Annotated in this window: 21 protein-coding genes, 1 tRNA gene and 1 pseudogene; 16 read left to right on the forward strand and 7 right to left on the reverse strand. The window is 59.4% G+C overall.

The genetic code is table 11. The features are described 5' to 3' along the window. Positions 1 to 12: 12 nt before the first annotated feature. Both A37A_RS0107450 and A37A_RS0107455 read right to left on the reverse strand, forming a co-directional pair. Entirely contained in the window at positions 13 to 2424 is a 2412-nt protein-coding gene (locus A37A_RS0107450) for a hypothetical protein (RefSeq protein ID WP_018290893.1), read from the reverse strand. Between the two features lie 68 nt (positions 2425 to 2492). After that, positions 2493 to 4496 (reverse strand): tetratricopeptide repeat protein, encoded by a 2004-nt coding sequence (locus A37A_RS0107455; RefSeq protein ID WP_018290894.1) that lies wholly within the window; start codon positions 4494 to 4496, stop codon positions 2493 to 2495. 241 nt (positions 4497 to 4737) lie between these two features. On the opposite strand from A37A_RS0107455, the gene trpC reads away from it, so the two are divergent. The 7 genes from trpC (at position 4738) to A37A_RS0107490 (ending at position 10696) form a co-directional block, all read left to right on the forward strand. Continuing rightward, entirely contained in the window at positions 4738 to 5553 is an 816-nt protein-coding gene (gene trpC, locus A37A_RS0107460; protein WP_018290895.1) for an indole-3-glycerol phosphate synthase TrpC, read from the forward strand. Between the two features lie 16 nt (positions 5554 to 5569). Then, positions 5570 to 6184 (forward strand): phosphoribosylanthranilate isomerase, encoded by a 615-nt coding sequence (locus A37A_RS0107465; RefSeq protein WP_018290896.1) that lies wholly within the window; start codon positions 5570 to 5572, stop codon positions 6182 to 6184. Then, on the forward strand, positions 6151 to 7416 hold the full coding sequence (gene trpB, locus A37A_RS16365; protein WP_231363818.1) for a tryptophan synthase subunit beta: 1266 nt from the start codon (positions 6151 to 6153) through the stop codon (positions 7414 to 7416). The genes A37A_RS0107465 and trpB overlap by 34 nt, the downstream gene beginning before the upstream one ends. A gap of 84 nt (positions 7417 to 7500) precedes the next feature. Further along, positions 7501 to 8130, forward strand: coding sequence for a guanylate kinase (gmk, locus tag A37A_RS0107475; protein WP_018290898.1), 630 nt, complete (start codon positions 7501 to 7503; stop codon positions 8128 to 8130). Beyond that, positions 8120 to 8866 (forward strand): flavoprotein, encoded by a 747-nt coding sequence (locus A37A_RS16370; protein WP_018290899.1) that lies wholly within the window; start codon positions 8120 to 8122, stop codon positions 8864 to 8866. Before gmk ends, A37A_RS16370 begins: the two co-directional genes overlap by 11 nt. Positions 8867 to 9043: 177 nt before the next feature. Further along, positions 9044 to 9547, forward strand: a complete 504-nt coding sequence (purE, locus tag A37A_RS0107485; RefSeq protein ID WP_018290900.1) for a 5-(carboxyamino)imidazole ribonucleotide mutase — start codon at positions 9044 to 9046, stop codon at positions 9545 to 9547. 3 nt (positions 9548 to 9550) lie between these two features. After that, positions 9551 to 10696, forward strand: a complete 1146-nt coding sequence (locus tag A37A_RS0107490) for a 5-(carboxyamino)imidazole ribonucleotide synthase (RefSeq protein ID WP_020494156.1) — start codon at positions 9551 to 9553, stop codon at positions 10694 to 10696. A gap of 13 nt (positions 10697 to 10709) precedes the next feature. Here the strand turns inward: A37A_RS0107490 and A37A_RS0107495 are convergent, their stop codons facing one another. The 3 genes from A37A_RS0107495 to A37A_RS18285 are packed head-to-tail and all read right to left on the reverse strand — an operon-like array spanning position 10710 to position 12263. Continuing rightward, positions 10710 to 10904 (reverse strand): hypothetical protein, encoded by a 195-nt coding sequence (locus A37A_RS0107495; RefSeq protein WP_018290902.1) that lies wholly within the window; start codon positions 10902 to 10904, stop codon positions 10710 to 10712. Continuing rightward, positions 10901 to 11467 carry a hypothetical protein gene (locus A37A_RS0107500; protein ID WP_020494157.1) on the reverse strand — a complete coding sequence of 189 codons (567 nt, stop codon included), beginning with the start codon at positions 11465 to 11467 and terminating at the stop codon, positions 10901 to 10903. The genes A37A_RS0107495 and A37A_RS0107500 overlap by 4 nt, the downstream gene beginning before the upstream one ends. Before the next feature lie 16 nt (positions 11468 to 11483). Next, positions 11484 to 12263, reverse strand: a complete 780-nt coding sequence (locus A37A_RS18285; RefSeq protein ID WP_155996518.1) for a hypothetical protein — start codon at positions 12261 to 12263, stop codon at positions 11484 to 11486. 87 nt (positions 12264 to 12350) lie between these two features. Between A37A_RS18285 and A37A_RS0107510 the strand changes: the two genes are divergently transcribed. From A37A_RS0107510 to A37A_RS0107520, 3 genes are all read left to right on the forward strand, one after another. Next, on the forward strand, positions 12351 to 12803 hold the full coding sequence (locus tag A37A_RS0107510) for a hypothetical protein (protein WP_020494158.1): 453 nt from the start codon (positions 12351 to 12353) through the stop codon (positions 12801 to 12803). 334 nt (positions 12804 to 13137) lie between these two features. Beyond that, a tRNA-Leu gene (locus tag A37A_RS0107515) sits at positions 13138 to 13222 on the forward strand. A 46-nt stretch (positions 13223 to 13268) separates the two neighbouring features. Beyond that, positions 13269 to 14132, forward strand: coding sequence for a D-alanyl-D-alanine carboxypeptidase family protein (locus A37A_RS0107520; protein ID WP_018290907.1), 864 nt, complete (start codon positions 13269 to 13271; stop codon positions 14130 to 14132). Here the strand turns inward: A37A_RS0107520 and A37A_RS16385 are convergent. Beyond that, positions 14129 to 15166: a glycosyltransferase family 4 protein gene (locus tag A37A_RS16385; protein ID WP_018290908.1), complete on the reverse strand. Its 1038-nt coding sequence runs from the start codon at positions 15164 to 15166 to the stop codon at positions 14129 to 14131. The two genes, A37A_RS0107520 and A37A_RS16385, sit on opposite strands and share 4 nt — an antisense overlap. 598 nt (positions 15167 to 15764) lie before the next feature. Here A37A_RS16385 and A37A_RS22140 point away from each other — a divergent pair. Beyond that, a pseudogene (locus A37A_RS22140) lies at positions 15765 to 16196 on the forward strand (S1C family serine protease); the annotation flags it as partial. A 108-nt stretch (positions 16197 to 16304) separates the two neighbouring features. On the opposite strand, the gene A37A_RS0107540 reads toward A37A_RS22140, so the two are convergent. After that, positions 16305 to 17771, reverse strand: coding sequence for an outer membrane beta-barrel protein (locus tag A37A_RS0107540; RefSeq protein WP_018290910.1), 1467 nt, complete (start codon positions 17769 to 17771; stop codon positions 16305 to 16307). Positions 17772 to 18318: 547 nt separating this feature from the next. On the opposite strand from A37A_RS0107540, the gene A37A_RS0107545 reads away from it, so the two are divergent. The 5 genes from A37A_RS0107545 to A37A_RS0107565 are packed head-to-tail and all read left to right on the forward strand — an operon-like array spanning position 18319 to position 24489. Next, positions 18319 to 19356 carry an IS630 family transposase gene (locus A37A_RS0107545; RefSeq protein WP_231363820.1) on the forward strand — a complete coding sequence of 346 codons (1038 nt, stop codon included), beginning with the start codon at positions 18319 to 18321 and terminating at the stop codon, positions 19354 to 19356. 42 nt (positions 19357 to 19398) lie between these two features. Then, on the forward strand, positions 19399 to 20610 hold the full coding sequence (locus A37A_RS0107550; protein ID WP_020494160.1) for a glycosyltransferase: 1212 nt from the start codon (positions 19399 to 19401) through the stop codon (positions 20608 to 20610). A 27-nt stretch (positions 20611 to 20637) separates the two neighbouring features. Continuing rightward, complete coding sequence (locus tag A37A_RS0107555; protein WP_018290913.1) at positions 20638 to 21354, forward strand: hypothetical protein; 717 nt, start codon at positions 20638 to 20640, stop codon at positions 21352 to 21354. Further along, the gene (locus A37A_RS18290; protein ID WP_018290914.1) at positions 21351 to 22097 is read left to right on the forward strand and encodes a DUF2334 domain-containing protein; all 747 of its coding nucleotides are present in this window, start codon (positions 21351 to 21353) and stop codon (positions 22095 to 22097) included. The genes A37A_RS0107555 and A37A_RS18290 overlap by 4 nt, the downstream gene beginning before the upstream one ends. Continuing rightward, positions 22084 to 24489 carry a glycosyltransferase gene (locus A37A_RS0107565; protein WP_018290915.1) on the forward strand — a complete coding sequence of 802 codons (2406 nt, stop codon included), beginning with the start codon at positions 22084 to 22086 and terminating at the stop codon, positions 24487 to 24489. Before A37A_RS18290 ends, A37A_RS0107565 begins: the two co-directional genes overlap by 14 nt. The last annotated feature ends 20 nt before the right edge of the window (positions 24490 to 24509 follow it).

A 24509-nucleotide genomic window follows, 5' to 3' on the forward strand; every position in this document is an offset into this window, starting at 1 on the left:
AAGCGCCCCCCGTTACTTCCAACTTTGGAGGACGACTTTGCGGGAATCCTGGTACGGGTATTTTCGAAGAAGCTCTTTCACCGGCAGCTTTTCGTCCCCTTCCCGCATGTAATGCAGGAGAACGACCGAGGCCCAGTAATCATTGGCATAGCCGGTCCCGGCTAACAAGGTGGGAACTCCTTTGTGGTTGACCGTATGACAAGCGGCGCAGCTGACCGGCCCCGCATAGCGGCCGTCCGGAGAATACTGCAAAGCAGCCTGATGGGTGGTCAAATCCACCGTTTTGGCTTCTCCTTCGTAGCGGACTGGGTAGAGACCGTGAATCGATTCATGGCAGGACTGGCAGGAGAGCGCGCCATGAGCTTTCGAGTAGCGGTAGAGCGCGTATTTGCGGGGCTGGTCGATGGGAAAATATTTGCCACCTCCGCTTTCTACGAATGGAGCGGCATGGCAGGTAGCACACTTGGGCTCGGCGGCGGAAAGCCACCAATCGCTTCCCCCGGAAGCGCTGTCGTAGGAAACGGGGCTCCCTTCGCCCGCATTCCACGGTAACAACCTGAGTTTGCCTTCGTTATCTTTCGTCGCTCGGACGAGCGTGGCGCCCTTGTGTTCGGCGTAATAGGTGTAGACAGGGTTGCTCCCGCCCTTGATTGTCGGATCGGCCATTTCCAGAAAACGCTGGATCTCCCCGCTGGCGAGCGCCTTCCGGATCTCCTCAACGCCCTTGTCTCTTAAGGTTTTGCCCTTTTGAGAGACCGCATCGTCGAGATCATCCCAATTGTAGAGTTCGATCGAAAGCTGATTGTGGCAGTTGGTGCAGGTCAGGCCCCTCATCTGCGGGATGGGCTTGCCGTTTTCATCCCGCATGCTCACGTTCTGCAGGTACCACTTGCCCAGAGAATTGAGGAAAAAGGGAGGCTGAACATCCGGGTTGGTATGGGCATCTCTTCTCAGGTAGCAGCCGCCTCCGGCAATTCTTTGATCGGAATTCGCAAATTTATTGTTTCCGTAGGAGTCGGTGATTTGAAACGGGTTGGTCTCGAAATCGTTCATCTTGGGATTCTGCCAGTGAGTGGGATGGCATGCTTGGCAGGAGACCGTTCTGCCGGCCTTGTCGTTCATGTCGGCCAGAAAGGTTGCATGAGCGGCATGGATCGACGGCGCAAGCGGCTTTGCCTTCGTAGTGGGATATCCCGTTGCCCCCGGCCTCGGTTCTTGCAGATTGCCGGAGACGTTGTCGCCATGGCAGTCGGCACAGTTGACCGACCCGACGCTGCCTAGCCGGTTGGAGGAGGCGTTCGGGTTGTACTCTTTGAGAAAGTGCGTCTGGAACATTCTGTCGTGGATCTCGAGGAGGTTGATGGAAGAGGACGAAAGCCTCGCCATGTAGTCGGATTCATCGGGATAGTTCTTTTTCCAGTAGTCGTATTCCTTCTCGAAAAGGGTCATGCCAGCTTGCTTGGCGAACCTGGCCCCCTTGCCGTCGGCGGAATGGCAGATCACGCAATTCGGAATATCGACAGGATTCGTGCCGATGAACTGGACGGGCTTCCCGTCTACGAGGACCAGCTTGTCCTCTTTGTCATGCAGCTGCACGGTCGAGTATTGGTAGGGCTGGAAGTCCTTGTTTGTGATCGTGCGGATCGTTCCCTTCCTCCTGGAATCGTAGAACGCGGTCAAGGGAAGGCCTAGCGCATCCCAGACATTCGCCGCCGTTAACGTCAGCCGAACATTCTTTACTTCCGGGATCAGCGAATCGGTGAAGACAATGTCTCCGCCTTGGTCTCCGGCATAATCGAGATATCCCCCCGCGAGCGGCTTCCCCGATGGGCCAGCATCCACGGGGAGCTCTAGGTCTTTGCCAATGTGGATCCTCTTCTCGATCGACCAGTCCTTGGGAATCGTGCCTTCGAGATCCTTGTAGATGAAAAGATGCTCCCAGACGTAGTTCGCCATGTTGTCTCCGGGATCGGACATGGTGCCGTTGCCGTTCACGTCCTTGAGGACAGACCAGTACTTCATCTTATTCCCTTCGGAATAGGTGTTATCCCGCAAGAAATAGTAGAGCTTGATCTGATCGGCCGGAGACAGGAGCCTCGGCCGGTTGCCATTCCTGCCAGACTGGACGGCCTGCGCTTGGAAGGAATTGTATGGCGGGATGACACAGCAGTAGGAGATGTCGAATCCCACGCAGTGCATCCCTAGCTCGTAGTTGATGAGGATATTGTAGGGATTTTTCGGCTGGTGTGCCTTGAAGGTGAGGTGCGTGACCTCATCCTGGATCTCGACGGGCTCCAACTGGTCGAGACGGAAAGGCGGATTAGGGTCGTAGCTCGCGACCTCGGCTCTCGCCGGAAGAACAAGCGCCCAGAAAACGAACGTCAGAGCCACGAAGACGGTCGTCGGGGAATCCGGTCGGACCATAACGGTGCGCTCTCTTTGCGTGAATCGCAATCATGGCATTAACCAAGAAGAGGCTGTTATGTCAAGCGCTACTCAAAAAACTTTTCGAGGCCGGCGTCCTTGGGGAGTCCAAGGTTGAGAGCATCTTGGTAGTGGCGCTTGGCCAACTCCTTGGCCGGAGGTTTTTGCGAGGCGTAAATCACGGCTAGGTTGAAATGGGCATCGGCGTAGTTGGGGTTGAGCTCGATCGCACGGCGGAGTTCTTTTTCCGCAGCCTCTTGCCATCCCTTTTTCGAGCAGGCGATCCCAAGGTAGTTGCGGGTGCGCGGATCGTTCGGGTCGAGGACGATGGAGCGAGTGAGCATCGAGATGGCATTATCGTAGCGCCCCTGCTGATAGTAGACGATCCCGAGAACGGAGTGAGAGAAAGCATCGTTGGGATTCAGCTTGATGGCTTGCTGCAGAGCCTTCTCCGAATCCTCGTAGCGAGCCTGCTGGTAGCGAACCACCCCTAGGTTCGCCCACGCAAAGACGTTCCCCGGATCCTTTTGAAGAATTTGCTCGTAGACCTTGGCCGCCTCGTCATGCCGCTGTTCATTGAAGTAGCCTGCTGCTTGTTCCGCGAGTTGACGGAGTTCGGGCGTAAGGGAGGAGGCGTTGTTGCCCTCGCCGCCATTGTCGGCTGCGGGAGGAGCGGCGTTCTGGCGGGGGACCGAAGCGGATTCTGGACTTGTCCCGCCGGAAGTGAGCATCGCCAATCCCGAGATCGGCGAGTCGGACCGCGAAGTCGGAGGAGAGTCCGAGGCGGCGGCGGTGGAGGGCGACCCTGTCATCGCCGAAGCCGGGGAGGGTGCGTCGACCTTCGATGGGCTTGCCTGGGCAGATTCAGGCGCGCGGGCCCGTTCCGGGTCAGAGCCTTGTGAGAAGAGGCCCATCTGTTGGGCTTTTTGCTTCAAGACGGCAGCGAACGCCTGCTTGTCCAAATGCTCTTGGGGAGCGACGGTCGGGCCCTTCAAAAGAGCGAGCTCTTCCGGAGAAAGCGATACGAGCGGAGAGGAGAGAATTTCTAGCTGCCTTTGCACGAACTGGGAGTCGACCTTGAGGGATTGAAGCTCTTCGGTGAGGAGTTTCTTGGCCATCTCGCGACGAGCCTGCTCTTGAATCTGCCGGTTGACGATCCCCCGCAGAACCTCGTTTTCCTTTTTGAGCTGCTCGCTCCCTGAGGAGGCGAAGAATTGTCGCGCCGACTCGGCCAAGCGTTGCTGAGCGGCTTCGAGTTGGGACTTCAAGGAGCTTGCCGTCGTTCGGAAAATCTGATTTTCCCGCTCGAGGATGGCCAGTTGTTCCTGTACTCCCTTCAGCTGATCCCGGATGCCGACCACCGCTCCTTCGTCATTTCCGCTCTGAAGAGCGCGTATCTTCCCTTCGGTCTGCGCAAGCTGCGCCTTGAGCGCATTGTTTTCCTGGAGGACAGCCGCAATCCTCTCCTCGACGTTGGACGACTGCGCAATGGCCAGCTCCTTGCGCGCGCTCTGGAGCCGCTCACGGAGGGAGCCTGCCTCCGAGACGGCTGCTTGCAGTTTGGATTTGGTCGAGGTCAACTCGCCTTCGAGTTGGGAGATGCGGCTGCGCAGGAGGACGACCTGTCGATTGCTAGTGCCTTCAGTTGATTCGGCGCTGCCGCGGGTCGCGGGCAAGGAATGGCTCTCGCGCGGATGATTCCTCGACCCATCGTCAGGGGCCGGAGAGGAGGCTACCTCGTGCTTGTCCGGCTGTGTAGCCTCGGGTGAGGATAAGCCCTTCTTCCGGGCCTCCTCGGACAGGGCGATCTTGCCTCGGACATAACGGAGGCGGAACGCGACGATCGATGGCTCCCAATCCGGGTTGTTGCTTTTGAGAAGTTCGAGTTTTCTTTCGACGTCCAGGTATTTTTGGTGGGCGGCAGCTTCATCCCCCTTCTTTTCCATCTGTTCCGCTTCTTGCAGGGCTAGGTAGGCCTGTAGGAACTGGTCTTGTGGCGGATAGGCCGCGTGGGCGGGTTGGGCGACCACCAAAAGGAGGCAGGCTAGGCCACCTCGAAAAGAGAGGCGCATCGGGGCAGGATTTTGTCTTTCGGGCGCGTAAAAAGTCAATAAGCTTTCTTAAGACATTGTTTGCACGCGACTTATCGTGGGGCGATCCGGCTCGGACCCGCTACGCCTCGGATATGAACTTTGGGAGACAGGCAGGTCAGGATCGTCTTGCCCAGAATCCGGCCGGCAGTCATATTGCCCTGGCGGAACCGGAGGCGCCAAGAGCGGGATGGTAGGCCCGGGAGCCTGAGGAGCGAGAAGCATGCAGGATCGATTGGAGGAGATTCTCCAACGGAAAAGGGCCGAGGTTCTGGGGCTCAATGGCAACCTTGCCCGGTTGAGGCAGGAAGCGCGCGCTCGGAACCGCCGCTCTCGTTCCTTGGCCCTCGCGCTAAAGAAGCAGGAACGGGTGGGCCTCATTGCCGAGGTCAAGCGGGCATCCCCTTCGGCGGGGTCCATTGCCCCCGGCTGCGATCCGGCAAGACAGGCGCTCCTCTACGCCGATGCGGGAGCGGATGGGATCAGCGTGCTGACCGATGGTCCTTTTTTCTCTGGATCATTGGAAGACCTGCGCCAAGTGCGGGAGGCGGTCGATCTCCCGCTCTTGCGCAAGGACTTCCTCCTATCGGAAGCGCAGCTTTATCAGAGCGTAATCTTCGGAGCGGATGCCGTGCTCTTGATCGTGGCAGCCCTGTCGGAGGCGGAGCTTCGCGACTTGCATTCGCTCGCAATCGACCTGGATCTGGAGCCTCTTGTCGAAGTGCATAACCGAGCAGAACTCGAGCGAGCCATGGCGATCGACGCGAAGCTGATCGGGATGAACAATCGCGATCTTCGCACCTTTTCGATCGATCTGGCGACTACCGAGCAGTTGATCGGCTTCCTACCGGAAGGACGCGTGGCCGTGAGCGAAAGCGGGATCGTTTCCGGAAGACAAGCGGCCCATCTCCGGTCGGTGGGCGTGGATGCAATTCTTGTCGGGGAAGCTCTGATGCGCTCTGACAATCCAAAGGCAAAGGTGGCCGAGTTCCAGAGAGGAGGCGGGGGGAAGGGGGGATGGCGGCCGCCGGGCGGATAGCCCAAGCCTTCTTCGCATGCCGGTTCGAGTCAAGATTTGCGGGATTACCTCGCTCGGCGACGCGCGGATCGCGATTGACGCGGGAGCGGACGCTCTCGGATTTATTCTCTATCCTGGGAGCCCACGCTACGTGCCCCCATCTTCCGCAGCGGAGATCCTTGAGGCGATTCCGCCTTTGGTGGAGCGCGTAGCCGTTCTTGTCAACCCCACCGACGGTGAAATCGAACGGATCGAATCGCTGGCGGGCTTCAGCGCTTGGCAGTTGCACGGCGGCGAAAGCGCAGCCTTCTGTGTCTCGCTTCGCCCTCGAAAGGTGATCAAGGCCATTCGCCCTCCGTGGCCGAACGCGGCGGAATTCTCCTTTCCTTCCGCGGCCCTGCTTTTGGACAGTCCGTCGTCTTCTTGGGGTGGGACCGGGAAGACGCTCGATTGGCCGCTTGTGCGCAAGTTCGCCGAGAGACTGCGGCAGCCCTTTATCCTGTCTGGAGGATTGACCCCCGAGAACGCCTCGGAGGCAATCGAGCAGACCCATCCGTTCGGAGTCGACGTGGCAAGCGGGGTGGAGCTTGCTCCTGGAAAAAAGGATCCAAAGCGTGTATGGGAGTTTGTACGAAGATGCAAGGGCGCTTAGTCAGCTTGCCGGATGCCGGCGGCCATTTCGGGCATTATGGAGGGAAGTTTGCGCCCGAATCGCTCATGGCGGCCCTGGCGGAGCTCGAAGAAGCCTACCGGGTTGCGAAAGACGATCCCGACTTTCGAAAGGAGTTGGAGCAGCTGCTCCGGGCGTATGCGGGGAGGCCGACTCCGGTTACCTACGCCGCCCGCCTGACGGAAGCTTTGGGCGGCGCGCAGATTTACCTCAAGCGGGAGGATCTTCTTCATACCGGCGCGCACAAGATCAATAACACGCTGGGCCAAGCTCTTCTCGCCGTGCGGATGAACAAGAAGCGAGTCATTGCCGAGACCGGCGCCGGTCAGCACGGGGTAGCCACCGCGACCGTTTGCGCCCGATTTGGACTCGCGTGCACGATTTACATGGGCGAAGTGGACATGGAGCGTCAGGCGCTGAACGTTGCGCGCATGGAGATTCTTGGCGCGCAGGTCGTGCCTGTGCGTGCCGGGCAGCGCACGCTCAAGGAAGCCGTCAATGCCGCGATGCGGGATTGGGCGGTAACCGTGCGCTCGACTCATTACATCCTTGGCTCGGCACTGGGTCCGCATCCCTATCCGATGCTGGTTCGGGACTTTCAGGCGGTGATCGGTCGGGAGGCGCGAGGTCAAATCCTGGAGAGCGCGGGAGCATTGCCCCGTGCCGTCGTCGCTTGTGTCGGAGGAGGAAGCAATGCGATCGGCATCTTTCATGGATTCTTGGACGATCCAGAGGTGCGTCTGGTTGGGGTCGAGGCCGGTGGGCGGGGCGATCGGTTGGGAGACCATGCCGCCCGCTTTGCGGCCGGTGGTGTTGGCGTTCTGCAGGGAACTCGCACCTACCTGTTACAGGATGCCGACGGTCAGATTGCCTTGACCCACTCGATCTCGGCGGGGTTGGATTATGCTGCGGTCGGCCCTGAACATGCCTATCTTCGGGACGTCGGAAGGGCCGAATACACGGCCGCTAGCGACCGGGAAGCTTTGGATGCGTTCTATCTGCTGGCCCGTATGGAAGGCATTGTTCCCGCACTGGAGAGCGCCCACGCGATCGCGCACGCCATCCGGTTAGCGAAGGAACTTTCTCCCGAGGCAGTGCTTCTGGTCAATCTCTCTGGCCGTGGGGACAAAGATGTCGAACAAGTCGTACGGATGCAGCGGCAGGGGGGAACCGGCGGAGGCGACTTCCCACCAAAGGATTCCCCTCCTCTCTGATTTTCCCGGTCACGCGAAGGGGGGGTAATCCTTTCCTAGAGGCGTCCAAATGGAGCGGAGCATGCGGAATCGATGACGCAACCGATGAAGAGAGAGGAAGTAACAGCATTTCGTAGAGAAGGGATTCTCTTCGTGATTTCCGCCCCTTCCGGGACAGGGAAGAGTACGCTTTGCGAAAATTTGCGTCGGACGCCGGATTTCATCTTTTCGATCTCCTGCACGACCCGGCGGCCCCGCCCCGGGGAAGTGAATGGGGAAGATTACTTGTTTTTGGACGAACGACAGTTTTCCGCAAAGGTCACCGCAGGGGAGTTTCTCGAGTATGCGAAGGTCCATGGCTGCTGGTACGGAACCTTGCGGCAGACGGCGATCGAAGCTCTCTCCGAAGGGACGGATGTCTTGCTGGACATCGACATTCAGGGCGCAAACAACATTCGCAATCAGGAGGACCCTCGGCTGAAAGCGGCCCTCGTAGATGTTTTCATCATGCCTCCGACCTTTGCCGAACTGGAGAGGAGGCTGCGGAAACGTGGAACCGAAAACGAAAAAGAGATCGAGCGGAGGTTGGAACGCGGCCGGGAAGAGATGAAGGCGTGGAAGGAATTCAAATACACGATTCTCTCGGGTTCCATGGAGGAGGATCTAACGAAGTTCCGCGCCATCATGCGCGCCGAGCGATATCTGAGCCGGAGGCTGACTCTGCATGAAGAATAGGACGCACACCGTTCTTCTCGGTGTTAGCGGTTCGGTCGCGGTCTCTCGCGCGATCGACCTGGCTAGCCAACTAGCCAAAGGGGGCTATCTCCTTGATGTCGTCTTGACGGCGGGAGCTCTCCGCTTCGTTCGTCCTCTTTCGTTCGAAGCCGTGACGCATCGATGCGCTTATACCGACGAAAGCCCTGGGATCCTAGGGGGTCGGGCCATTCACATCGAGTTGGCGGAGCGAGCCGAAATCGTGCTCGTAGCGCCTGCCAGCGCGGACCTGATCGGCCGGTATGCATGCGGCCTGGCGCCGGATTTGCTGACCTCGATCCTCCTCGCGACCGCGGCGCCCATCCTCCTGGCTCCCGCAATGAATACCCGGATGTGGAGCCATCCTGCGGTTCGCGACAATGTTGCTCTGCTGGAAAGACGGGGCGTGAGGGTTGTTGGTCCGGGGACCGGACTCCTCTCTTGCGGCGTCGAGGGTCCCGGACGACTTTGGCCCGTGGATGAGCTCTATGCCAAAGTCCAAGAGCTTGTACCTGCGGCAGCTCATCTCCTCCACTCCTCAAAAGGGAGAAGGAAAGAGCTTGCCCCGTTCGGGCAAAGACCATTCCCTTTGCCCAGGGAGGAGGACAAGAGCAAGGAGGTGAACGAAATGGCAGAAAAAAAGAAGCCCGCGAAGAAGACGGCGTCCAGGAAAACGGAAAAGAATAGCAAGAAGGCCCCGGCTTCGAAGAAGAAATAGGAAGAGGCTCTCGCGGCGAGGAGAGAGGGGGCGGCTGGCTGAGCTCGACGCCTGAAGCGTCGGGTCGAATGTCAGTTCTCTCGCCGAACGGGCGATCCCGCCTGCGGAATCGGACTGTCTGGCAAGGCGTAGGGAACTCTTTCGGGGAGCCGACCGGGAAAAGGCGGGGGATCAAGCATGAGCGATCGTTTGCAGATGGAGGCCAGGCCAGTCGTTGCGATCCTGATGGGGAGCCAATCCGATTGGCCCGTCCTCCAGGGGGCATCTGCGGTATTGCAGGAGTTTTCAGTGCCTCATGAGAAGGCGATCGTATCGGCCCACCGTACCCCCGATAAGCTGCGTCACTATGCTTCATCGGCAACCGAACGCGGGATCAAAGTCCTGATTGCAGGCGCCGGAGGGGCAGCGCATTTGCCGGGAATGCTCGCGGCTTACACTCCGCTTCCGGTTCTCGGCGTCCCTGTCGAGACGCAGGCATTGCGAGGGGTGGATTCGCTATTATCGATCGTGCAGATGCCGTATGGGATTCCGGTGGGGTGCCTTGCGATTGGGGAGGCCGGTGCGCGAAATGCCGCCTTGCTCGCGGTTTCGATCCTTGCCTTGGAGAATCCGGAACTCGCCGAGCTCTTGCGCCAGTTTCGCAGTGCGCAAACGCAGCGCGTTCTCGACCAGAAGATATGAGTTATGAGTCCAAAGTTTCCCGGAGCGTCGATTGGCATCATAGGGGGAGGCCAACTCGGACGCATGCTCGCTGGAGAAGCGAGAAGGATGGGCTACCGGGTCGCAGTTTTCGATCCCGATCCGGAGAGTCCTGCAGCCGCGCTGGCGGACCGCCATTGGTGCTGCAACTTTTCCGATCGAAGGGCGTTGGAGGAGTTTGCGAACGCTGCCGACGTCATCACCTACGAGTTCGAGAATATCCCAGCGGAGAGTTTGTTCTTCCTCGATTCGAAGGTCTCCGTTTTGCCTTCGCCTGAAATTCTTCGAATCTGCCAGGATCGCATCCTAGAGAAGGGCTTTCTGGTTCGGCAGAACTGCCCGGTACCCGCCTTCTGTCCCGTTGAGAGCGCAGGCGATCTGGCAAAAGCCCTCCAGATCGTGGGGATCCCGGCCGTGTTGAAGACGGCGCGGCTCGGATACGATGGAAAGGGGCAGGCGGAGGTGCTTGCCCAATCGGATTTGGAGCCCGCATGGCGGCGACTGGGAGGGTTCCCGGCCATCCTGGAAAAGAAGATGTCGCTGGAGGCGGAGCTCTCCGTCATTGTGGGGAGGTCCGCAACGGGAGCCGTCACGGTCTTCCCCATCCCCAGGAACTGCCATCAGGATGGTATTTTTGATTGCTCACTGGTTCCATCCGGATTGGGAGAGCGTGTCGAAAGAGCGGCAGGGGAGATAGCCGTGGAGATTGCTTCCGCCCTTGGACTGGTTGGCGTCCTTGCCGTTGAGTTTTTTCTTACCGAAGGGGGACGGCTGCTGGTCAACGAACTCGCTCCGCGGCCGCACAACTCCGGACACTTCACTCTGGACGGCTGTATCACGAGTCAGTTTGAACAGCAGCTGCGGGCTATTGCCGGACTGCCTCTGGGCGATGTCTCTTCCCGAGGCCCCCTCCTGCTGCGCAATCTGCTGGGCGATCTCTGGGCACAGGGCGAGCCGGATTGGGGGACCCTTCTCTCTTTGCCGGGCTTGCGCCTCCATCTCTATGGGAAAGGTCGGCCGCTCGCGAAGCGCAAGATGGGGCATTATGCCGTTCTCGCTTCTTCGATTGCGGAAGCGCGGGAGATCGACGAACGGGCTCAAGCGATTCTCCGGCTGCGCCGGGAAGGGTAACATTTTCCGGCGTTTACCGGTACCAAGCGTACCATTCCACGCAGATCTTCTCGCAGCGTTCCGGCTCTCCTGCCGCCCGGAAACGCCACCCGACGGTAAAGCCGCGCGTCTGGTAACCTGCGGGCTGAACGATAAACCAGGAGGAAAGGAGCCAGGGAAGCAGCGCCGGAGTCGGTGGTCGGCCGAGGCAAGGAATCGTGGAGATCATAAGTCCAATGTCGAAGCAAAAGAGCAGTTCGGGGTTCGACGGTTGCCAGCCCCAGTGGAAAAGTAGGTTTCGAAACGGTCGGACTTCCAGTGGCTGGGAAGGGGAAGGACCGGATACTCGGCCTGGATCCGGATCCGCTTGGTTTCCCGGGCTTCGAAAACCATCGGAATCACCCAGGCATGGAGCACCGGATGGCCACCCCTTTCCCCCAGGAGAGCGAGCTCTTCCGGGGCCTCGTCCCGAAAGGCATGGATCGGCTTTTGCTCCTCCCACGCGCGAAACCAGAGCGGCGGATTCAGGGGATCCTCGTCCGAGTAGAAGCGAAGTTTCGCTCTTTGGCCGTTGTTCTGCAGGACGACCTCTTCCCGGTAGAGCACGCGGGGACGGAGCCGCGAGGGAGGAGTGGCAGTGGAGGGCAAGGTTGGTTTCCCGGGAACGAGTTGAGCATAGACGTTGTCAGTAACGAGCCAGGCCGACAGAGGACGCGCCTGTGCCGAAAAAAGGCAACTTCCAAGGCAAAAGAAGACGATGGTTCCCATTCCAAGCGACTGCGCGGTAGGCATGGGGGGCTCCTTCTTCCTATCGTTTCGTTTCGCTGTGGCCCGTGTGAATTTCGCGATAGCCCGTCCACCCGAGGAGTCCGAACGCGGCCAGGTGGAGGAGCAGGAGAAGGAACAGGAGCAAGATTTGCATCCGTCTCACGGTATCTCCCCAGGGCTGGTTGGCCGCTTGGGCTAAGGAGTCGGCAAGAACCCGTTCGATTCGCCCCGCCGGATAGACCCCTACCGAGGAGTCAAAGAAGTCCTTCATGTCCGCCAGGAGCGCTTTTGTCGGCTCCGCCAGGGAAAAACCGAGGAGCGCGGCCATTGGCAGGTAGGCGGCGGCGAAGCTTGCGATGGCCGCGTCGGCATAGGCGGTCGCCGCAGCCTCTCGAGCCGTTGACGTCGTCAACGGCAAAAAGTGCGCTTCCCGAGGTGGGAGAAAGGGCTCCAGCCCTCCGAGGCGGATGATTTCCCACGCCCGATCGAACGAGCGATCTTGCCAAGAGGGGCTGGCCAAGACCTCCCGGGCCCAGTTGGCGATCGCACGATGGACGACGGGGCGGGTGTGGGCCGCCCCCACGGACAACGGTACGGCGAACAGGGTCGCGAGGGCAGCGAGAGCGCAGAGCGGGTGGCGCCTGGCTCTGGGCGCGAAGCCCCGATTCCAGAGGAGAGCCGAATGACTGAGCAACGTCCAGGAAAGTGCTCCACAACCGAGAGCGAGCCCCAGAGTGCCGGCCATGGCTCCCAGCTCTTTCCCTGCCAGTTCGGCCAGAGCTACGCCGGAGAGGGAGAGCAAAGCGATGATCCATCCCATGGGATCGGCCTCCTGTCGAACGAAAGAATCGATCTCTGTCTTTTTGGAGAACCAACGGAGAAAAACAAAGTTGACGTCAAACAGAGAATGCCCTATGCGGAAATTCCCATGCAAGGATCAAGAAGATTGCGTGGGTTCAGCTTTTTTTTTGCCATTCTCGTCGCGGGCGCCATCAGCTCATCCGCTTGGGCCAAAACTAATTATTATCCGCTGAAGAAGGTCCTCTCTTCCACCAGTCGGAAAGCGGGACAACTCTCGCCCGATGACTATATTACCGTCACTGTGGATGGAGCGAAGAGGAAGGTTGCGGTCTGGAGTTCCGCTCCCAGCCGACCCTTTCAGCGCATCGGCGTTCTGGAGACGAACCGGCAGCGGAAGCATGCGGCGCGGATCGCGGCGAAAAACGGTGGCGACGGCATTCTCTTGGTGGGACGCGAAGAGGAGCCCTATGTGCCCGCTTGGGTCGGTCGTCAAGCGGGGACGCTCCGTTTTAGCGAATTTCGCTACTGGTGGGTCATCGTCGGTCCCGCTGGACAGTGACCGGCCGCTTTTCCCCCAGCACTCCCGAGGACAACTGCATTCTCCATCGTTGCGGCTTTTCCTGGCGGGCGGTAGATCTTTTGCCGTAATGGGATCGCCGCCATTTCTGACAAATGTCGTGTCGAGGCGCCGCAAATAGGCTTGGATGTGAGCTGCGGCGCCGGTTTTCCACCGGAGCTGTATGAGGACATACTGCAAGGATGGAAAACCAAGCCCAACAAAGCAGACGAGTCTGAGTCTATTTTGCAAGCCGCAGGAGAAAGGTTATGAGAAATGGCGGCTCGCCCAGAGTTGCCTGCGGCGGATAAAGTGGTGGCAAGAACTGTTGGCGAAGGCCCACGTGGTGGAACGGCAGACACACGGGACTTAAAATCCCGTGGGGGGAGACTCCCGTGTGGGTTCGAATCCCACCGTGGGCAGCTTCTCAGACGTCGGGGAAACTCAGGGATTGATGGTTGGCAACCTATGCGATTCGTGAAGGATCAGAGGTTGGCGCACGGTTGGCTCTTCGTTGTGCCCTGCGTCCTCTTCCTTGGCTGCGCGGCGTCGATCCAAGCGGAAAATGCGCTCGATTCGCGGGTGCAAGCCGGCTCGGTGCTCCTTTGGGACGAGGGCTCCAAGAGCGCGCTTTTCCGGCGGCAAATGGATGCACCCCATCCTCCGGCGAGCACGACCAAGTTGATGACGGCCCTGCTCGTCTACGAAAAGACCCGGCTTGCGGGAGAGGTTGTCGTATCTCACGAGGATCTCCCGAGCTCCGGCGAGGTATCGACCGTCCGCCTGCTGCCGGGAGATCGACTCCTGGTGACTGATCTCGTCCGAGCTCTTCTCATCAGCTCGAGCAACGAGGCCGCGCTTGCGCTTGCCCGTCAGACATCCGGTTCGGTCGTTGCGTTCGTTGCCGAGATGAATGCGCGAGCAAAAGGGCTGGGTTGCGAGAAGACTCACTTCGTCAATCCGAGCGGGCAGACGGAGCCCGGGCATCTGAGCTGCGCCAGCGACCTCTTGCGCATTTTCGAAGCCGTGCTTGCTGTGGAACCCTTACGCCGCATCTGCGCCAGCGAGAGCTATTCGCTCCGCTCCGCCGAAGGGAAGCCCATACAGTATTTGATGAATACGAATCGACTGCTGGGTCCCTATCCGGGAATGGGCCCCGCCAAGACCGGATGGACGCAGGAGGCGCGGCATACCTATGCCGCCTTGTGCCAGCGAGGAGAACGCAAGGTGGCCCTGATCCTTCTCGATAGCCCCAATAAGTGGGCGGACGCGGTGGCGCTTTTCGACTTCGCCTTCGGCGGGAAAAGGAGCGGAGGAGATTCGGGGCTTTAGCCGGCCATGCCTCGTCCCAAAAGACTATCATAGATGGCCAAATAGTCTCGAGCCATTCGTTCCGCGGTAAACCGCTTTTCGAAGGCGAGGCGAATCTGCTTTCGGGAGAGTTGCGCCGCAAGCGGCACCGCTTGGGCCGCTTCCTCCACGTTCTGAGCGAGGAAGCCGGTGGTTCCAGGTTCGAGGATTTCCGGGATCGCGCCGTAGGGGAAACCAATCACCGGCGTCCCGCAGGCCAGGGCCTCGATCGCGGAGAGTCCGAAGGGTTCCGGCCATTGGATCGGGAGAAGCATCGCCACCGCGTCTCCGATCAAGGATTGCTTTTGGTATTCGTTGGCCTCCCCGAGGTAGTGGACATGGGGGAGAGAGAGAAGGGGACGAAGCGCGTGGATATAGTCGGCGTCATGGCGAGGGTCCATTTTTGCGGCGATGAGAAGCTCCAGTCCCGCTCGCCGGGCGATCTCGATCGCCAAGTCGGGTCGCTTCTCCACAGAGATTCGGCCCAGGAAGAGGAGATATCCTCCGCTTCCATTACCCAGAGAGTACAGATTCTCGGGCAGGCCGTGAGGCACGGTTCCGGCCCAATTCGCATGAGGAATATACTGACGCTGCGCTTCGGAAATGGCCACCACCGGCATTTCCGGAAAGCCGTGGAAAAAGACCGCGAGTTCCGGGGTGTCGAGCCGTAGGTGGAGGGTAGTGACCGAACGGTTGGGTCGGCTGCGGAAAAACGGGAAGTGAAGAAGCTCGGTGTGGAAATGGAGAAGATCGAACTCGGCTTCCGACCGGAGCGCGGCATCGACCTCGAGCAGGAAGTAGGGAAGATAATCTCGGCAAGCGGGAATCTTACGAAGGCTTTGGGGACAGACGGATCGAAGCCGTGCGCGAGTGACCGAATCCCCGCTCGCGAAGAGAGTGACTTCATGGCCGAGGTCGATTAATGCCTCCGTCAAAAAGGAAACGACTCGTTCCGTTCCTCCGTAGCCTTCTGGAGGAACCCGCTCTACCGGCGGAGCAATTTGGGCAATTCGCACGAGACGTCAGGTTGGGGAGGGTGTCAGATCGTTGTCAAGTCGCAGCATGATTTTCGGTCGCGAGGCGCTTTGCCGGCTGGAGAAAGCTAGCCTGCCTGTCTCCCAAACGTTCGCCTGCGGCTTGCGAAATGGACCTCTCTGCTTCGTTGGGACTTGGGTTTTTGACCCTCCTCGCAGGATGTCGTCCTACCGCTCCGGGGAAAATCTGCGCCCCGCCTTGCATCCCGGCCCATGCGCCGCGCCTCGGGCACGAACTTTGTGAGACGTGCAGGTTAGGGGCCAATGCAGACGAGTCGGGATCTCTGGTGAGGAGTGCTGCATTGTCATCTCGTTCGGCATCCGTCAGAGTGACTTCATGGTTGCCATCTTGCTGTTTCGTCGGCGAGAAAGGCGATGGCGGCAAGAGTCCGCGTTCTTCTGCGTTTTCGTTTTGCTGGGTGCGCTGGCCGTGATCGGCTGGCCAGCTTCCGCGGAAGCCCTCGCCGCGTGTGATCGGGCGACGGTCGAGGTCATTCGTCGCACGCTGCCAGCTGTGGTCTCCGTATCGGTCGAAAAAAGGGGCTACGGCTTCTTTGGGCCGACGCGGAAAATCGAAGGAATGGGAACCGGCCTAGTCGTTTCCGAGCAGGGTGACGTGGTCACCTGCGCGCACGTTCTTGGGAAGAGGGTGGCCCGAAGGGAGCTGCTCGTCACTTTCTTTGACGGGAGGGTGAGGCTTGCTCGCTGGGTCTGTTCGGATCCGGGTGCGGATCTCGCCCTGCTTCGCGTGGAGACCGGGGCGCTGCCCGGCGTCTTTCGGTATGGGAATCTTTCCGAAGGGCAGCTGGGGACGACCGTGCTGGTGCTGGGGTCCGGCATGGGCTATCGGAACACGGTGTCGCGAGGCATCCTGAGTTCCTATCCGAGGAGGGTGGAGGTTCAAGAAGGGGCAGGACTTTCCCTACTGCAGGTGGATGCCGCAGTGAACCAAGGGGATAGCGGAGCGCCGGTCGTGGATCTGGAGGGAAAGCTGGTCGGACTCTGCTTTGCGAAGGTGGCCGGCCTCTCGGTGGAGGGAGTTGGCCTTGTGATCCCGGGCCGGACGATCGCGCGCTGGCTCGATCGCCAATCGATGGGAGGAGGATATCGGGTGAAGCCTTCAAAAGGAGTAGACGGTTTCCACCGCCCACAGGAACGCGGGGCCGCTCGAGATCGGGAAAAGAAGGGCTCCCATGGGGGAAAAGGGAGTCCCGTAGACGGCAGCGCCCCAGTCCATACGAAACTCGGTTCGCAGCATCAGATTCTCCCAGAGGTCGAAACCGAGCGTTGCCGTGACACTCCAGATGTCTGCAGGCCCTACATGGCCGGCAAGGATCTCGTTGGCGCTTCCGTGAATCCAGTCGGTGCGGAGGGCAAGGCTCGTGAGGCTGTTGGCCTGATACTTTGCCCAGAGGCTTGCCCCGAGCCAACTCGCCGATTGCTCTGCTCCGCTTCCCAGGGTGCCGATGCCTTCGTAGAATCCGCCCGTCGTCTCCCAGGCAAGAAGCAGCCGGTCGCGTGTCGCCTTGGGAATCCACTCGCCCCAGACATCTCCTAAGAAAAAGGGGGCAGCCCGGTTGAGCGGGCTCTCGACAAAGACTCCGGTTCCCGGAGTAGCCGGGAAGAGTCCAAAGCCGGGAGGATTTGCCCCGTTGGGTCCGTAGAGGGCGCTGGCCATCAGGCGGGCGTTTCGCGCCGACGCGTCGATTCCGGCGGAGGCGAGGAAGAGATAGGCGGCCCCATTTCCAAGGGTATTGTTGCTCTGTCCAAAAAAGGGGAAGCCTGCCCGCGCCGCGTTGAAGGAGCCGTCGAGAATCCCGAGGGTGGTTTCCACCCAATCGAGTGGTCGATAGACCGTTTCGATGCCCGTTACCATCTCCGGGATCAAGTTGGTGTAGAGATTCCCGTAAGTGAAGTTGAGGTTGGCGGGCCGTTCCATGACCTCGAATCCCAACGGGGGAACGAACTTGCCTACCTTTACGTCGATCGCGTTGCCGACGGGGATGCGAAAGGTGACATAGGCTTCGGCCAGCAGGAAGCTTGCGCTGTTCCGCGCGTTTCCGGCCTCCGTCGGGACTCCCAGTCCGGCCAGGTTGTCGGGTCCGCCCATGGAGGCGGCATCCTGTCCGACGAAAAGATCCGCCCGAAAGCCAGTTTCCCAGCGATTCTGGTCATCGAGCGGTTTTTCCAAAAGCAGCCTCACGGCATTGAGGTTGAATCCTCCTCCGGCGATCCCGTCATCGGCCATTCGCGTCGGGATTCGGGCATTGGGGGGAAGGAAATTGTCGAGGTAGGAGCTGTCGAGGTAACCACTCAGCCGAAGACCGGGGGGGGCGGACTGCACGGCGATCCCCCCTTCCTCCAGGGCTTTCTGCAGCTCAGCCGCCTGGGACGCGGCGGGAGGTGCGGAGAGGAGCGGGAGGGAGGACTGTGCCTGGGTGGGAAGGGCGGAAGCGAGCCCGATCCAGGCAAGAGCGGCAAAGACGAGAATGGGGAGCGGGAACGATGGGCAGCGGCAGTACTTCGCCCGAGCGCCAACGGGGAGGTCCCGGAAGATGGCGGGAAGAGAATGCGGTTGCTTGTCCACCCCTTATTGCCTAGCCGCCATTTCGCAAGCCGCAGGAGAACGCTTGTGAGAAATGGTGGCTAGGAGAGGAACTCCATCCGCGGCCCTCGCCCTCAAGGCAAATGTGATCCACTTCTTCCTGAGCCGCCACCGCTGGCCTGCATTTCTCACAAATTTCGTACCCGAGCCGCGGCGACTGGGCCTGGATGCAAGGCGGGGAGCCGGCTTTCCCCCGGAGTTGTACGACGACATACTGCGAGGAGGGCCAAAAACCCAAGTCCCAACGAAGCAGCCGGGCCCATTTCGCAAGCCGCAGGAGAACGCTTGTGAGACAGGCAGGCCATGGTAGAAAACCTTCTCCATCCTTTCCTTGTTTCGGCTAGAAAAAAGTATTCAATGAGCGGCGACGCAGTGGATGGACTTGTCTTGTTCTGCTAATGTGCTGAGCGAGAAATAGCTAGACACAAGGATCTTGTTCTGATAATTTGGATAAATGGGCAGACCTATCCGCATTCTTCCAGCGAGCGACAAGCAGAAACACGAACTCCAAAGCATGATCAATCGTCCCATGACACCGCAACGTGAGGCGCGGCGAGCGAGAATCATTCTCCACCGCATCAATGGGCTCACCCAAGAGCAGACGGCGCGCACCGAAGGGGTCAACCGCCCGGTAGTTGTTCAATGGGAGAGGCGCTTCCGGGAGCAGGGAATTGAAGGCTTGCGCGAAGCCAGGAGATCCGGACGCAAGCCAAGCATCAGCGATCGGATCAAGGAGGAGATTATTACGGAGGTCACGCGGCCTCCCAAAGGATTTACCCAATGGTCCTCGCGTAAGATGGCGAAGGCCAAAGGGGTCTCGGCCAACACGGTGCAGAGACTTTGGAGGGCCAATGACTTAAAACCCCACCTCAACCGCACCTTCAAGGTATCGAATGATCCCCGATTTGAAGAGAAGTTTTGGGATGTGATCGGTCTTTATCTTAATCCGCCAAAACGGGCGCTGGTCCTCTGCTGTGATGAGAAAAGCCAATGCCAGGCCCTGGAGCGCACACAAATCGCTTTGCCTCTTGGGCCTCGAAGGGTTCGCACCGGCACCCATGACTATGTCCGGCACGGAACGATCACGCTTTTCGCGGCCTTGAGNTATTTGGACGGAAAGATATTCCGCCAGACGGCTCCTCAACACACTCATAAAGAGTGGCTCGCCTTCCTAAAGAAACTCGATAGGGAAATCCCTTCCTCTTTGTCGCTCCACCTGGTCGTCGATAACTATGCCACGCACAAGCAACCGCTCGTCATGGAGTGGATCCACGCGCGCAACAAGCGTCAGGAGCGCATGCGGGGAACCCACAGAATCCACCTTCACTTCACGCCAACGTCCAATTCGTGGATGAATCTGGTGGAACGCTTTTTCCGGGATTTGACGGTGGACTGCATCCGGGACGGCAGCTTTACAAGCACCAAGGAATTGGTCGCTTCAATAGAGGCCTATTTGCAGGACCACGACCTTTCGCCCAAGCGATACGTTTGGAAGGCTGAGGGGCGGGCCATTTTGGAAAAAATCCAGCGTTCCAGCGCAGCAATCGAAGCAAAAGCTAATGAATAGCTAGTTAGCGCTCAGCACGCTAAGGGAAGGAATGGCGCGTCTATGAAGATCTGTGACGTAACGCAATTTTATTCGCCGCGGAGTGGCGGGGTGAAGCGCTATCTCGGCGAAAAGCAGGAGTATGTTCGCGCGCACACGGAGGATGAGCATTATCTGATCGTTCCCGGAGAGCGGACGTTGCACCAGAGCGAGGGAAGGACGCATGTCTTTACGATTGCCTCCCCGAAAGTCGACCGGACTTCCCGCTATCGCATCCTTTGCAACGTTTCCTTGGTGCGCTCCGTTCTCCGGGAGATTCGGCCCGATGTGATCGAATCCGGAGATCCCTACCATTTGGCGTGGGCGACCCTGCGAGCCGCCGGCGAGTTAGGAGTTCCCGCCGTTAGCTTCTATCACTCGCACTTTCCCGATGCCTATTTGCGGACCGTCTGCCGCTTCGGCGGCCGCATCATTGAGAAGATCGTCCTCGCCTCGGCCCGGCGATATATCGTTAATCTTTATTCTCGTTTCCGCTATACGTTTGTGCCATCGCCTACGTTGCAGAAGCTTTTGAATGCCTGGGGACTGACCAACACGATCCCGATTCGGCTTGGAGTCGATGCGGAAACGTTTTGCCCCGGTCCCGTCGATCGGGCATGGCGGGAAGAGCTCGCGATCCCCGATCAGGCTTTCTTGCTGCTCTACGTAGGACGGCTCGCTCGAGAAAAAAATATTTCGATCCTACTGGATACTTTCCGATCTCTTCGCGCCTCGTGCCGCCGAGACTACCGGCTCCTGGTGGTCGGAGAAGGGCCACTGAGGAAACATGTGCTGCAGCTCCAGGCGGACACCGATGCGGTGATCTGGCGGCCGTATATCGAAAAGAAGATCGAATTGCGAAGATGCTACCGAGCGGCGGATCTTTTTGTTCATCCCGGAGTGGTCGAAACGTTCGGGCTGGTTGCCGTCGAAAGCCAAGCTTGTGGTTGTCCTGTCATCGGCATACGGGGGACCAACATGGACGATCATATCCATGCAGGTCTCGACTTGTGGGCGAAGCGAAACTCTGCCGAAGAACTGGCGAGGGCGATCGAGAACTCTGCCGACGCAGACCTGCGGTACATCGGCCTTTGCGCTTCGAAGCGGACTAGGGAGATCTACCATTGGCCCCACGTATTCGTCGAGATTTGGCGCTACTACCGTTCGGCGATCCGAGGGACAAACCCGACCGATGAGAGTGTGGTTCTCTCGCTGGGAAGAGGGAAGGCGGGATAGCCGGCGTTCCGGAACGAAGGAGGGGAGATGAGCGCGGACGCGGAGGGAAAAGGCACGGCCACGGAATCCGTTACGATCCGTTTTTATCGGGCGAGCGATCGGGAGGGGGTTCGCAAGGTCTGCGCGGAGACCGGATTCTTGGGTTCTCCCATTGATGCGATCTTCGAAGATCGCGAGCTCTTTACCGACTACCTGACATCCTACTATACGGACAAAGAGCCCGAATCGACCTTGGTTTGCGAGGCGGGGGGGACCATCGTCGGATACCTCATGGGCTGCCGGAAGTCATCTGCCAAGTTTTGGTACCACGCGCTTCACAATGTGCAGTTGTCCCTGCGGATGCTGGTGCGCTATCCGTCCTATGGTCCCACCAGCCGTCGGTATCTCCGCTGGCTGCTTTGGAGGGGCCGAAGGGAAGCGCCCCGCAGTTTTCCGGGGATCCCCCATTTCCATTTTAATATGCTGGCCCCGTGGCGGAGCGTTTCACGCACCCGACATCTGGTCGATTCTTTCTTGGACTATCTCGTTCAAAAAGGAGAGAAAGCCGTGTACGGCCAAGTGGTTGTCTTCGACCATCGCCGGGGGGAAAAGATGTTTGAGCACTACGGGTTTCGAGTCGTCGATCGAGTAAAGGTGACCAAGTATGCCGGCCGCTTCCCGGGATCGGTTTATCTCTGCACGGTGATCAAGGACCTTCGGGAAAGTCCTCGGCTCTACGCTCTCCATCGGCCCTCACGGGAATGAAAGAGAAGGAGTGGCCATCTCTGATCGTCTCCCTCCACGATCTCCATCCGGGGTCTCTTGCTCTTGTCGCCCGCCAGCGGGAGGAGTTGCGCCAATGGGGAGTGAAGGAGGCGAGCCTGCTCATCATTCCCGCCTATCACCAGGGACCGGCCTTTGACGAGAATTTGGAGTTCTGTCGTTGGATCGACCTCCAAAGGAAGGAAGGGGACGAAACGGTCGTTCACGGCTACTTCCACTCTCGCGACCAAAGGGCAAAGGGGTGGAGGAACCGATTCTGGACAGAGATCTACACCCGGCGAGAAGCCGAGTTTTTCGACTTGCCGCAGGATATCGCAAGGGAGCGCCTCCGGTCAGCCCGCGAGCTTTTTGCGGGACAGGGATGGGCGACCGAAGGATTTGTGGCCCCGGGCTGGCTGTTGGATCCCTGCCTGCCGCAGCTTCTGGCTAGGGAAGGGTTCCGGTACACGACGCGGATCAACGGGATCTTGAGCTTGCGTCCGGAAGAGCGCTGGACTGACGCACGGACGTACTGCTGGAGCACCCGGGCGGGTTGGCGCAGGGCCACCTCACTCGCCTGGAATCGCCTGCTTTCCCTGCGTGCCTCCCGGAGCGTGGTCCGGGTGAGCTTGCACCCGTCGGATTTTACCTATCGTCCGATTCGTACCCAGATTGAATGGGTCATCAAGCAGGCTCTGGATCGGCAGTGTCGGCCGTTGACCTATCTTCGTTATGTCTCGAGTTGATCTCCATCTTCATTCTCGTTATTCCGACCGGCCGTCGGAATGGATCTTGCGGAGGGTGGGCTGCCGGCAGAGCTACACCGATCCGGAGGTGCTCTATCGGAGGCTTGCTGCCGCGGGCATGACGTGGAAGACGATCACGGATCATGATCGGATCGACGGTTGCTTGGAGATGAGGGAACGACATCCCGACGTCTTTCTGAGCGAGGAGGTCACGACATTCTTTTCCGACGGATGCGAGATTCACCTGCTGGTTTGGAACATTGACGAGCCTGACCACGCCCGCATCCAGCAGCTCGCCCCCAATATCGAAGAGTTGGCCTCCTTTCTCCATGCAAACAAGATCCCTCATGCGGTAGCTCACCCTTTGGAAAACCTCAACGGGAAGCTTTTGCCGGATCACTTCGAGAAGCTGATTTTGCTTTTTCGTGCTTTTGAGACGGCGGATGGCAGCCGGCCCGGATTGCCGCAGGAGATCGCCCGTCTCTGTCTGCTTTCCCTCACACCCGAGCGAATCGTCGAGATGTCGGAACGACAAGGGATTGCCCCTCTAGACGAGGATTGCCATCGAAAAAGTTTCGTGGGGGGATCGAATGATCACGGCGGGCTTGCCCTCGGCACCTTATGGACGGAAGTCGACGACGATGGGACCCTAGAGGGTTATTTTGGCGCGCTGTTTGCCGGGAACGGCAGAACGGGCGGTGGAGAGCCGGGAGACCCGGCGCGCGTCTCCATCGCCTTTTACAATCTAGGGTTCCAATATGCCCAGGAACGGCTTCGGCAATCGGCGCCGTTGGCGGCGGCGCTCGTGCAAAAGATCGCAGAGCGTTTCGTCTCCGGGAAAAATCCGACGGCGTTTTCCTTTGGGGAACGAATTGGCCATCTGGCCGAAGCGGTGCGCAGCGGGCAGGTTTTCGAACTGCTCAAGCCGGGCGAAGGCACGCTGGTGCGGGCCTTTGCCGTGTTCTTCACCAATGATGAGGTTCGTAGGGAGATCGATCGCATCATCGGGCGGGCTGCGACGCCAGCGGACGCATCGTTTCGCGTTGCCTCTTATCTGGTGAATCAGTTGGCTTATCGTCTCGTCGGCGGCGCCGTCGCTCAGCTCGGACGAGGAAGCATTCTCGAGGCATTCCAATCCCTCGCCGGGCTGCTGCCCGTGATGGCGGCAGCGGCTCCCCATCTTCTCGCCTTTGAGCGTCAATGGATTGATCGGCGCTTTCTACGGGACCTCTGTCGCCGGTATCTCTCCGCCCCGCCTGCGGAAATCGCCTCGTGCAAGCGGGCATGGTTCACCGATACGCTCGACGAGGTCAACGGAGTGACAAGAACGATTCAGGCGATGGCCTGGGCGGCTACCCAAGCCGGGGCCGACTTGACCGTCGTGACTTCGCGCGCCAATCCGAAAGTTGACGGAATCCCATTCCGGAACTTTCCCCCGGTCGGAGAGTTCGCGATCCCCGAATACGAGCTTCAGAAGCTCGCGTTCCCTCCCTTTTTCGACCTTTTGGAATTTGTGCACAAGGAGCGATTTACCGAACTGATCATCAGTACACCGGGTCCGATGGGGCTGTGCGCGTTGGCGATCGGGAAGATCCTTGGCCTGCGGACGGTGGGGATCTACCACACAGACTTCCCTCAGTACGCTCGCTTTCTCAGCCAAGATCCCCGGATGGAAGGTCTGGTGTGGAGTTACATGGACTGGTTTTACGGCCAAATGGCGAAGACCTATGTGAATTCGTCCGCCTATCTTCATTCCTGGAGAAAGCGCGGACTTCCCAAGGAAAAGTTGGCGATCCTCCCGCGAGGCATTGACGTACAGGCCTTCCACCCCTCGTTTCGGCAAGCCGATTTCTGGAAGCGTAGGGGAGCGACGGGATCCGTACTCCTCTACGTTGGTCGGATTTCCAAGGAGAAGGAACTGGGGTTTTTACCCGCGGTCTCCGAAACCTTGCGCAGCCGAGGATTGAAATTCACTCTAGCCTTCGTTGGGGAGGGCCCCTATCGCCGGGAGTTGACCCGGCTCCTGCCCGACGCTCTCTTTGCCGGCGTTCTGACCGGCAGGGAACTGAGCGAGGCCTATGCTTCGGCAGATATTTTTGTCTTTCCGAGCACGACCGATACGTTCGGCAACGCAGTGCTGGAAGCCATGGCATCCGGTCTGCCCGTGGTCGTGTCCGACGTGGGAGGGCCGCCGGAACTCTTGCGCCAATTCGGGATCGGTCATGCGTGCCGTGCCAGCTCTCGGGAAGAATGGGCCGCTGCGATTTCTCTCTTGTTGGTTTCCCCGCCATCTCTCGCGGAACGGGAGAGAGCTGCGGAAGCGGTTCGGCGAGCTTGGAATTGGGAGCAGGCCTTTACTCGGTTTTGGGAGTCGGTTGGGTCTCTCACCTAGCCTCATTGGAGCTTGCTCTC

Source organism: Verrucomicrobium sp. 3C, assembly GCF_000379365.1.
In the GTDB taxonomy this organism is placed as follows: domain Bacteria; phylum Verrucomicrobiota; class Verrucomicrobiia; order Methylacidiphilales; family Methylacidiphilaceae; genus Methylacidimicrobium.

Bases quoted from the DNA above. Each gene is read 5' to 3' on its own strand.
- A37A_RS16370 (WP_018290899.1), top strand. From the start codon at position 8,120: ATGAAGAATAGGACGCACACCGTTCTTCTCGGTGTTAGCGGTTCGGTC.
- A37A_RS0107520 (WP_018290907.1), top strand. From the start codon at position 13,269: ATGCGATTCGTGAAGGATCAGAGGTTGGCGCACGGTTGGCTCTTCGTT.
- gmk (WP_018290898.1), top strand. From the start codon at position 7,501: ATGAAGAGAGAGGAAGTAACAGCATTTCGTAGAGAAGGGATTCTCTTC.
- A37A_RS0107565 (WP_018290915.1), top strand. From the start codon at position 22,084: ATGTCTCGAGTTGATCTCCATCTTCATTCTCGTTATTCCGACCGGCCG.
- A37A_RS0107550 (WP_020494160.1), top strand. From the start codon at position 19,399: ATGAAGATCTGTGACGTAACGCAATTTTATTCGCCGCGGAGTGGCGGG.
- purE (WP_018290900.1), top strand. From the start codon at position 9,044: ATGAGCGATCGTTTGCAGATGGAGGCCAGGCCAGTCGTTGCGATCCTG.
- A37A_RS0107455 (WP_018290894.1), bottom strand. From the start codon at position 4,496: ATGCGCCTCTCTTTTCGAGGTGGCCTAGCCTGCCTCCTTTTGGTGGTC.
- trpB (WP_231363818.1), top strand. From the start codon at position 6,151: ATGGGAGTTTGTACGAAGATGCAAGGGCGCTTAGTCAGCTTGCCGGAT.
- A37A_RS0107555 (WP_018290913.1), top strand. From the start codon at position 20,638: ATGAGCGCGGACGCGGAGGGAAAAGGCACGGCCACGGAATCCGTTACG.
- A37A_RS0107465 (WP_018290896.1), top strand. From the start codon at position 5,570: ATGCCGGTTCGAGTCAAGATTTGCGGGATTACCTCGCTCGGCGACGCG.
- A37A_RS0107510 (WP_020494158.1), top strand. From the start codon at position 12,351: ATGCCCTATGCGGAAATTCCCATGCAAGGATCAAGAAGATTGCGTGGG.
- A37A_RS18290 (WP_018290914.1), top strand. From the start codon at position 21,351: ATGAAAGAGAAGGAGTGGCCATCTCTGATCGTCTCCCTCCACGATCTC.
- A37A_RS18285 (WP_155996518.1), bottom strand. From the start codon at position 12,263: ATGGGATGGATCATCGCTTTGCTCTCCCTCTCCGGCGTAGCTCTGGCC.
- A37A_RS0107495 (WP_018290902.1), bottom strand. From the start codon at position 10,904: ATGATCTCCACGATTCCTTGCCTCGGCCGACCACCGACTCCGGCGCTG.
- trpC (WP_018290895.1), top strand. From the start codon at position 4,738: ATGCAGGATCGATTGGAGGAGATTCTCCAACGGAAAAGGGCCGAGGTT.
- A37A_RS0107490 (WP_020494156.1), top strand. From the start codon at position 9,551: ATGAGTCCAAAGTTTCCCGGAGCGTCGATTGGCATCATAGGGGGAGGC.
- A37A_RS0107500 (WP_020494157.1), bottom strand. From the start codon at position 11,467: ATGCCTACCGCGCAGTCGCTTGGAATGGGAACCATCGTCTTCTTTTGC.
- A37A_RS0107450 (WP_018290893.1), bottom strand. From the start codon at position 2,424: ATGGTCCGACCGGATTCCCCGACGACCGTCTTCGTGGCTCTGACGTTC.